Source organism: Streptomyces millisiae (assembly GCF_031845425.1).
GTDB classification, from domain to species: Bacteria; Actinomycetota; Actinomycetes; order Streptomycetales; family Streptomycetaceae; genus Streptomyces; species Streptomyces millisiae.
The window spans coordinates 1-9056 of sequence record NZ_JAVREM010000122.1; the positions used below are offsets into that span (position 1 = coordinate 1).

4 protein-coding genes are annotated in these 9056 nt (G+C 75.0%); 2 read left to right on the forward strand and 2 right to left on the reverse strand.

What is annotated here, in order from left to right; genetic code table 11:
* Positions 1-401 precede the first annotated feature (401 nt).
* Positions 402-1493 carry a HesA/MoeB/ThiF family protein gene (locus tag RNC47_RS35195; protein WP_311604854.1) on the forward strand — a complete coding sequence of 364 codons (1092 nt, stop codon included), beginning with the start codon at positions 402-404 and terminating at the stop codon, positions 1491-1493.
* Entirely contained in the window at positions 1490-2719 is a 1230-nt protein-coding gene (locus RNC47_RS35200) for a hypothetical protein (RefSeq protein WP_311604856.1), read from the forward strand. Before RNC47_RS35195 ends, RNC47_RS35200 begins: the two co-directional genes overlap by 4 nt.
* On the opposite strand, the gene RNC47_RS35205 is transcribed toward RNC47_RS35200, so the two are convergent.
* Positions 2688-5666: an AfsR/SARP family transcriptional regulator gene (locus tag RNC47_RS35205; protein ID WP_311604857.1), complete on the reverse strand. Its 2979-nt coding sequence runs from the start codon at positions 5664-5666 to the stop codon at positions 2688-2690. The genes RNC47_RS35200 and RNC47_RS35205 overlap by 32 nt on opposite strands.
* Before the next feature lie 111 nt (positions 5667-5777).
* Positions 5778-8546 (reverse strand): BTAD domain-containing putative transcriptional regulator, encoded by a 2769-nt coding sequence (locus tag RNC47_RS35210; RefSeq protein ID WP_449657365.1) that lies wholly within the window; start codon positions 8544-8546, stop codon positions 5778-5780.
* Between the last annotated feature and the right edge of the window lie 510 nt (positions 8547-9056).

Here is a 9056-nt window from a genome sequence, read left to right on the forward strand (position 1 = left end):
GGGCAACAGCCGTCGCAGCCGCCGCGCAGCGCCGCTCCGCGCGCAGCGCGTAAAAGGGCGGGTGGGTGGGGGAAACCCCGCGCGGAGCGCCAGCCGCGTACGCACAGCGCTCAGCGAATCAGCGGCGTGTCAGCCGCGTATCAGCGCGGCCTCGCAGGCTATGCCGCAGCGGTTCTCACCTCCGGCTCACGCCGGGCGGGTACCCGGGCCGTTTCCCCCTCGAGAAGGAGGCAGTGCGATGGAGATCAAGGTCAAGAAGGTCGAGGCCGTGAAGGCGACGCAGAACCCGGCCACCTGAGTCACCGTCAACTGACGGCCTTCGTGGGGAGGGTGGGCGCCTGGCCGTGGCGCTCACCCTCCCCACGGCTTTTCGTGAGAGAACGGCAGGGACAGGGGAGACGATGCGCGTCGGCCTGAAGGAATGCGTGTGGGAGACGGTGGGCGACGACATCGTCGTGGTCGCCGACGCCCGTGAGGCGATCACGCTCAGTGACCCGGAGGGGCAGGTGGCCGCGCTGCTCGGGGAGTTGAGCCGGGGGCCGCGGACCGCGGCCGAGTTGAGCGTCGCGTTGGCCAGGCACGGGCACGTCCTGAGCGAGTCCGAGGTGGCCCAGGGCCTGACCGGTCTCGACGCCCTCGGCCTGGTGGAGGACGCCGACGGCCGGTGGACGGGCGACGCGGCGGTGGACGCGCGGCACTTCTCCAACCTGTCGTTCTTCGGCGCCTACGCGGGGCTCGACCGGCCGCGGGCCGAGTTCGTGCGGCTGCTGCGCGCCGCGCACGTGCTGGTGCTCGGGGTCGGGGGTGGTGGTTCCACGTTGGTGCAGTGCCTGGCGGGCCTCGGCGTCGGCCGGCTGACCCTGGTGGACCGCGATCAGGTCGAGTCGAAGAACTTCGCCCGCCAGTTCCTCTACCGGCACCGGGACATCGGCCGGTCCAAGCCCGAGCGGGCCGCCGAGTGGGTACGCGAGTACGATCCGACGATCGAGGTGCGGGCCGTGGAGCGCTGGATCACGAGCGCGGCGGACCTCGCCGACCTGGTCGAGGGCGTGGACCTGATCGCCGGCGGCGTCGACGGGCATCCGGACGCCGGTCTTTGGGTGAACGAGGCGGCGGCGCGGGCGGGCGTGCCGTTCGTGGGCGGTGGCGGAACGCCGTCCCAGATCATGTACCAGTCGGTGATCCCGGGCCGCACCCCCTGCCTGGCCTGTGACGCCGCCGACCGCCCGGACGAGGACAGTTCGGCCGGCACCGCCCTGCGGCTCGCCGAGAAGATCGAGCTGAGCAACCCCCTCACCGGGCCGATGGCCACGCTGATCGGCTCGCTGGTGGCGTTCGAGGCCAAGCGGCACCTGACCGGCTTCGAGCCTCCGCGTGCCGCCGGCGGGCGGATGGTGCTCGACCTCCGCGAGGGCCTGGTCCCCGAGTGGCAGCCGTTCGTCGCCGACCCCGACTGCGCCGTGTGCGCGCTCGCGAGGGGCCGGCGCCCATGACGACGACGGTGCGGCTGCGGCCGCTGAGCGTGGTGCCGGAGGGCGACGACGAGGTGCTCGTCGGGGACCCGGCCACCGGCACGTTTGTGACCATCCCCGCGGTCGGCGGCGTGGTGATCGCCGCCCTGCAGCGCGGCGCGACCCTCGACGAGGTGGCCGCCGAGGCCGAGGCGTTCGCCGGCCAGCCGGTGAACATCCCTTCGTTCGTCGAGACCTTGGGGGAGCTCGGCTTCCTCGCGGGCGAGGACGAGACGGACGCGGCCCCTGAGCCGGCGAAGAACGCGCCGATCCAGGCGCGGCGTTGGATGACGGCCATCCGGCCGGAGACCGTCCGCCCGTTCTTCGGGCCCGTGGCGTGGGCCTGTTACGCCGCCTGTCTGCTCTTCGCGATCGGCGTGTTCGTGGTCCGGCCCGGGCTGCTGCCGCATCCGGGCGAGGACGCCTTCGTCTTCGACGACATCGGTGTCAGCGCGCTGGCCTGGGTGCCGTTCGTGTGGTTCGCGGCGGCCAGTCACGAGTGCGGCCACTGGTTGGCTGCGCGGGCGCTCGGCATCCAGACCCGGTTCGGCATCGACCGCCGCACGATCATGCTGGTGTTCGAGACCGACCTGACCCAGCTGTGGACGGTGCCGCGCCGGCAGCGCTACGGCCCGCTGCTCGGCGGCCTCGCCGTCGACTCGGTGCTGCTCGCCGTGCTGCTCGCCGGCCGGCTCGCCATCGACACCGGCGCCTGGGCGCCCCCCGGCACGGTCGACGCGCTGCTCGCCGCCTGGGTGTTCGCGAAGGTCGTCCAGATGCTCTGGCAGTCCATGGTCTTCCTGCGCACCGACCTCTACGCGGTGCTGGTCAACGCGCTCGGCTGCCACAACCTGTGGCGGGTCAAGTCGCTGCTGCTGCGCCGCGCGTTCGGGCGGCTCACACCCGAGCAGGCCGCCGAGTTGGAAGAGGCGTCCGAGGCCGACCTGCGGGTGGGGCGCTGGTTCCGCTGGCTGTGGCTGGTCGGCCTCCTCGGGGTGACGGCCTGGTTCTCGCTGCTGGTGCCGATGTTCGTCGAGTACCTGGTCTGGGCGGCCGACGGGCTGGCCGAGGGCCCGCTGTCGGGCCGGTTCTGGTACAGCCTGCTGTGCGCGGGGCTGCTGCTCGGCGCGGAGGCGTTCGCGATCGGCCTGGCGGCCTGGGAGTTGGCGCGCCGGCTCACCGGCCGCCGGCCGACGCCCGCCGGGTAGCGGCCGGGCCGCCCGACCGCTGCTCGGCGTCGAGCCCGGCGAGGGCGGCGCGGACCTCCTCCGCGTCGCCCGGCGCCAGGTCCTCCAGCAGGGTCAGGGCGCGCCGCAGCGTCTCCCGGCCCTCGGCCAGCCGGCCGGTCGACAGCTGCGCCGCGCCGAGCCGCCCCAGGGTGCGGCCGGCGAGCGCCGGTTCCCAGTCGCCGCGCCGGTCGAGCGAGCGCTGGTAGTGGTCGACGGCCTGCTCGTAGTGGCCGAGCCGGTGGTGGATGTAGCCCAGGCTGTCCAGGGTGGCCGACTCCCCGGGCCCGTCGTCGAGTTCGCGGTGGATCGCCAGCGCCGCCTGACAGCTGGCCAGCGCCTCCCGGTACTTGCCCAACTGGGCCTGGAACCAGCCCACGTTGTTCATCGCCCGGCCCTCGCCGCCCCGGTGTTCCGCGCGTCGGTACAGGAGCAGGGCCTGCTCGTTGTGGTGCACCCCGGCCGCGTAGTCGCCTTCCCGGTCGCGCAGCAGGCTGCGGTAGATGTGGGTCAACGCCTGCCCGACGGGGTCCTCGGCCGCGCCGAACAGCCGGTAGGCCGCCTCCAGGCGCTCCTCGCACCCGCTCGCCTCGCCGAGTCTGATCAACGCGTGCACCAGGCCGATCTCGGCGTGCGCGAGCGCCCGCGGGTCGCCGAGCCGGCGGGCCGCGTCCAGCGCGATCCGGTGGGTGGCGGCCTGCGCCTGCGAGTAGCCGTGTTGGGAGAGGAAACCCCGGCTGGCGCAGGCGAGTTGCCAGGCGTGGGTGTCGAAGCCGGCGCGCGCCGCCTGCCGGACGGCGATCAGCAGCGCCTGGTGTTCGGCCAGGAACCAGCGCACCGCGTGCTGGACGGTGGTGATCGGCGGCACGGTCACCCCGGGTCTTGGGGGCGGGAGTTCGACGGGCACCCGGTGGTAGGGGTCGAGCTGCTGGTCGCCCAGGCTGGCGCTGTGCAGGTAGTAGTCGAGGAGCCGGTGGAGCGCCGTCCGCCGCTCCTCGGCGCCGTCCAACTCCTGTGTCAGCTCCTCCGCGTAGGCCCACAGCAGGTCGTGCCAGCCGTAGCGGCCCGGTGTCCGCTCCCACGCCAGGTGCGCCCTGGTCAGCTCGGACAGCAGCTGGTGCGCGGCGCGCGGCGGGATGCCGGCCAGGCTGGCGGCGCCCGCGACGGAGATCTCGGGGACCTGGGTGAGCCCGAGCAGCCGGAAGAGCCGGGCGGCGTCCTCGCTCAACGCCTGGTAGGACCAGGAGAACACGGTGCGCACGCTGGCGCCCGAGTCGCCGCCGTCGAAGACGTCGAGCGAGCCGATCGAGCCGAGCGGGTCGAGCGATCCCGAGGGGCCGAGCGGGCCCTGGGCGTCCCACGCCCCGGTGCCCGAGCCGTCGTCGAGGCCCGAGGTGAGCGCGCCCAGCGGGAACCCGGGGCGCGCGCCCGCCCTGGCCGCCACGATCGCCAACGCCAGGGGCAGCCCGGCGCAGCGGGCCACGATGTCGTCGACGGCGTCCCGCTCGGCCGAGACCTTGTCCTGGCCGAGGCGCCGTACCAGCAGCTCCCGGGCGTCGGTGTCGGCCAGCAGCCCCAGCGGCAGGGTGCGCGCCCCCTCGGCCGCCGCGAGGCCGGTGAGCTCGGCGCGGCTGGTCACCAGCACCACGCAGCCGGGGGAGTTGGGGAGCAGCGGCCGCACCTGGTCGGAGTCGAGCGCGTTGTCCAGCAGGATCAGCATCCGGCGGTCGGCGAGGAGGCTGCGGTAGAGCCCGACCTGGGCGTCGACGGAGGCCGGGATCCGCTGCGTCGGCACGTCCAGCGCGTCGAGGAAGAGCCGCACCGCCTCGGCCGGCGGCCTGGCCAGCCGGGTGGGGCCGAAGCCGAGCAGGTTCACGTAGAGCTGGCCGTCGGGGAAGTGGTCCCTCGACCGGTGCGCCCAGCGCACCGCGAGCGCGGTCTTGCCGACGCCGCCGGTGCCGGCGATCACGCCCACCGGCGTGCCGACGGCCCGGCCGGCCGCCGCGTCCCGCGGCGGCAATAGGGCGTCGAGCGCGGCAAGCTCGGCCTCCCGGCCGATGAACGTCTCGGTGTCGGGCGGAAGTTGGCGCGGCACCCGGGGCACCGCCCGGGTGGCCACCGGGGCCTGGTCGGTGCGCGGGGCCGTGGCCGGCCAGGGGGTCTCCCGGTCGACGAGGATCGCCTGGTGCAGGCGCTGCAGCTCGTCGCCCGGCTCGATGCCCAGGTCGTCGGCGAACCTGCGGCGCACCCGCCGGAACACCTCCAACGCCTCGGCCCGCTGCCCGGCCCGGTGCAGGGCCACCATCAGCAGGCACACCAGCCGCTCCCGCAGCGGGTGTTCGGCCAGCAGCGGAGAGAGCTCGGCGGCCACCGCCGCGTCGCGGCCGAGCGCCAGGTCGGCCACCGCCAGCATCTCCACGGCGGCCAGCCGCTCCTCCTCGAGTCCGGGCGCGACCGCCTCCGGCAGCCAGGCGCCGGCGACGTCCACCAGCGGCGGCCCGCCCCGCCACAGCGCCAGCGCGGCGCGCAACGACTCGGCCGCGTCGGCGGCCTGGACGTCGGTGCCGCGTGCTTGCCGCACCTGGCGGCGGAAGCGGTGCAGGTCGATCGCCTCGACCTCGACCCGCAGCGTGTAGCCGCGCACCGAGGTGGCCAACTCGACCTGCGGGAACTGCCCGAGCACCCGCCGCAGCCGGGACACGGTGCCCTGCAGCGAGTTCCGCGCGGTGGCCGGCGGCGTCGCCCCCCACAGCGCCGTCACCAGCCGGTCGACGGCCACCACCCGGCCCGGATCGAGCAGCAGGGTGGCCAGCACCGTCCGCTGCTGCGCGGTGGCCGGCCCCAGCCGCTGGCCGCGATGCCAGACGCCGACGGGCCCCAGGAGCCGAAACTCAAGGCCGTCCCCGATGCCGTCCCCGTTGCCGTTCACGATTTCCCCTTCGCGCCGCGGCCGGTGCCGATGGCGAGCAATCTAGCTCTCGAAAGCGCCCCGGAGCAGGGGTGATTCACGAGGTCACAGCGGCAAAGAGCCGTTGCCCTTTCAACCGTCGACGACGCCCTCCGGGTCACGCTCCTCGGTGAGCTCCGCGATCCTGGCCCTGACCGGCGCCGCCTCGCCGGGGGCCATCGCGTCGAGCAGCTCCAGCGCGCGCCGCAGGGTGGCGAGTCCGGCCGCGCGCCGGCCGGCGGCCAACTGGGCCTCGCCGAGCCGGCTCAGGGTGAGCGCCGCCGGCACCCGGCGCGCGTCCCGCCGCCACCGCAGCGCCCGCTCGTAGTAGTCGATGGCCTCCTCGTGCCGGCCCATCAGGTGGTGGATGTAGCCCAGGCTGTCCTGCGCCGCGGCCTCCCCGGCCAGGTTGCCCTGCTCCCGCTGGATGTCGAGCGCCTCCTCACAGCACCGCAACGCCATCTCGTAGGAGCCCAACTGGGCATGGCACCAGCCGATGTTGTTCATGCTGCGGGCCTCGCCCGAGCGGTGGCCGGCCTGCCGGTACAGCAGCAGCGCCTGCTCGTTGTGGTGCAGCCCGGTCGCGTAGTCGCCGTCCCGGTCCTGCAGCATGCTCAGGTAGATGTGGCTGACCGCCTGCCCGACCAGGTTGCCGGTCTCCGCGAACAGCAGCAGCGCGGAACCCAGATGGGCGTCCGCCTCCTCGTCGGAACCGAGCCGCATCAACGCCTGCCCGAGCCCCAGGTGCGCGTGCGCCCGCGCGTTGGAGTCGCCGACGCGGCCCGCCGCCGTCAGCGCGATGCGGTGGCTGGTCGCCTGGTCCTCCAACTGCCCCTGCTGGGTGAGGTAACCCCGCAGCACACTCGCCAACTGCCAGGCGTGCGCGTCGAAACCGAGCAGCTGCGCCTGCCGGATCGCGGCCAGCAGCAGCGGGCACTCGCGGCCGAACCAGGCCCGCGCCTGCGCCTCGTCGGTGATCCGCGCCGGGGTGACGCCGGGCCGGGGCGGCGTGGGCACCAACGGGATCCGGTGGTGCTCGTCCAGGTACTCGGCGCCGGTGGCCGCGCTCGTCAGATAGTGGTCGAACAGCCGGTGCCTGGCCTCCTGCCGCTCCACCCCGGAGTCCTGCGCCTCGGTCAACTCCCGCGCGTACACCCACAACAGGTCGTGCCAGCCGTAGCGGCCCGGCGCCCGCTCGATCGTGAGATGGGCCCGACCCAGCTCCGCCAGCAGCCGGTTGGCCTGCCGCACCGGCACCCCGGCGAGGCTGGCGGCGCCGGCCACCGAGATCTCCGGGCCGCGCAGCAGCCCCAACAGGCGGAAGAGCCGGGCCGCTTCCTGGCTGAGCGCCCGGTAGGACCACGAGAAGACGGTGCGCACGTTGGTGGCCGGATCACCGCCGTCGAACACGTCGAGCCCGGCCACGGCCCCGTCGAGCCCGCCGATTAGCGCCTCGAGACCGAAGCCGGGCCGCGCCTGGGTACGGGCCGCGACGATGGACAGCGCCAACGGCAGTCCCGCACACCGCGAGACGACGTCGCCCACCACGTCCTCGTCCGCCGCCACCTGCCGCGCGGCGAGCCGCCGCAGCAGCAACTCCCGGGACTGCGCGGCGGACAGCACGTCGAGCGGCAGCGTCCGCGCGCCCTCGGCGGCGATCAGCGCCGTCGGCTCCACCCGGCTGGTGACCAGCACCAGGCAGCCGGGCGACCCGGGCAGCAGCGGCCGCACCTGCTCGGAGTCGGCCGCGTTGTCCAGCAGGATCAGCATCCGCCGGCCGGTCATCAGGCTGCGGTAGAGGCCCACCTGCGCCTCGACCGACACCGGTATCCGCTGCGGCGGCACGCCCAGCGCGTCGAGGAACAGCCGCACCGTCTCGGCGGGCGGCCTGGCCAGCTGGGTCGGGCCGAAGCCCAGCAGGTCCACGTAGAGCTGCCCGTCCGGGAACCGCCGGCGCGCCCGGTGCGCCCAGTGCACGGCCAGCGCCGTCTTGCCCACCCCGCCGGCGCCGGTGATCACGCAGACCGCCGCCCGCCCCGAGGGCCGTGGCCCGGACGTCGGGAACATGCCGTCCAGGGCGGCGAGTTCCGGCTCCCGGCCGGTGAACGCCTCGGTGTCGGGCGGCAGCTGGTGCGGGACCGGCAGGGGCTCGGACACCGCGCCCTGCCCGACGAGACCCACCCTGGGGTCCCCACCGACCAGTTCCAGCGGCAGCTCGCGGCCGTCCGCGATCACCTCGTACATCCGCCGCAGCCGTCCACCCGGCTCGATGCCGAGATCCTCGGCGAACCGCTCCCTGGCCCGCCGATAGACGGCCAACGCGTCGGCCCGCGCGCCGCTGCGCTGCAACGCCGCCATCAACAGGGCCAACAGGCGTTCGCGGAGCGGATGTTGGGCGACGAGGGTGCGCAGCTCAGAGGCCACCTCCTGCTGTCGCCCCAACAACAGTTCGAACTCGGCCCGCTGCTCGACCGCCGAAAGCCGCTCCTCGTCGATCCCCGGCGCCACCTCCTCCGGCAGCCACCGGCCCGCGACGTCCGCCAGCGCCGGCCCGTGCCACAGCGCCAACGCCGACCGCAACAGCGCCGCCGCGCGCTCCGGATCCCGGTCCCCGGCCGACGCCCGCCGCACCAACTCCCGGAACCGGTACAGGTCCACCTGCCGCCGGTGGACCGTCAGGCAGTAGCCGTCCCGCGTGTCGCTCACCTCGGGACCACCGAGCGGCGCCACCATCCGCCGCAACCGCGCCACATGCCCGCGCACCGCCTCGGCCGCCCCCTGCGGCCGCGCGTCCCCCCACAGCGCGTGCACCAGCCGCCGCTCCGGCACGGCCCGGCCGGCGTCCAACAACAGGACCGCCAACACACTCCGTTGCGGCGCCGTGACGGGCCCGATCCGCCGCCCGGCGTGCCAGACACCGACAGGTCCCAAGAGCCGGAACTGCACCCCGTCCACGATCGCTCCAGCGGTAAGCGCGGGCCAGTTGTTGTCGAGACCCGCCAGCCTAGCGGCCTGCGGCCCGCACAGCCGCGTACCGGCGGCGCAGCCGCGTACCGGCGGCGCGGTCGCCGTGGCCGGCGCGGCCGCGCACCGCCTCCGGCGGTCTCGCGCGCGCTTCCGCGGCCCGCGCTGCGCGCGAGGCGCGAACAGGGCGCGGCCGGCGTGGCCGTGTGGTGCCGCGCCCACCCACCGCCCTCGGCGGTGGCCTCGCGCGGCAGCGTGAGAAGGGCGGGCGGGGGAACACCCCGCGCGGAGTGGCCCGCTACGCGGTCGCGCGGAGCCATGGCGGTCAGCGGACAGCTCGCGACCGACCCCCGGCGCGGAGCGCCGGGGCACCGACCGGCGGCTCGTGCCGCGCGACAGCGTGAAAAG

Excerpts from the sequence above, each read along its gene's own strand:
- RNC47_RS35200 (WP_311604856.1), top strand. The coding sequence starts at position 1,490 with ATGACGACGACGGTGCGGCTGCGGCCGCTGAGCGTGGTGCCGGAGGGC.
- RNC47_RS35195 (WP_311604854.1), top strand. The coding sequence starts at position 402 with ATGCGCGTCGGCCTGAAGGAATGCGTGTGGGAGACGGTGGGCGACGAC.